The sequence below is a fragment of the Paraburkholderia sp. SIMBA_053 genome (assembly GCF_046534895.1).
Taxonomy (GTDB): Bacteria; Pseudomonadota; Gammaproteobacteria; order Burkholderiales; family Burkholderiaceae; genus Paraburkholderia; species Paraburkholderia caledonica.
Map to the genome: position 1 here is coordinate 1 of NZ_JAWRXU010001299.1, position 250 is coordinate 250.

Annotated in this window: 1 protein-coding gene; it reads left to right on the forward strand. The window is 54.0% G+C overall.

What is annotated here, in order from left to right:
• The first annotated feature begins 46 nt into the window (after positions 1 to 46).
• On the forward strand, positions 47 to 172 hold the full coding sequence (locus SB753_RS39820) for an SPOR domain-containing protein (RefSeq protein ID WP_410805516.1): 126 nt from the start codon (positions 47 to 49) through the stop codon (positions 170 to 172).
• Positions 173 to 250 lie beyond the last annotated feature (78 nt).

The following is a 250-nucleotide window of genomic DNA, read 5'->3' on the forward strand; positions in this document are numbered from 1 at the left end:
GTCGTTAAGTGCCGAGCTGAGTGAACAACTCACCAGTCAATCACGGGTGTATGCCGCTGCCGGCAATTACCGCGTTCAATTGGGTGCGGTCGCGTCGTTAAGCGATGCACAAGCGCTTCAAGAAACCTTGCAAGGAATGGGGTATGGTGATGCCTTCGTCACTAATGGCTAGGGTCGCCGTAGCGTCGAATGATAGTAACGCCTAGTGATAAATAATCACGTGAAGCCCCGCCGTATCGATCACGGCGGG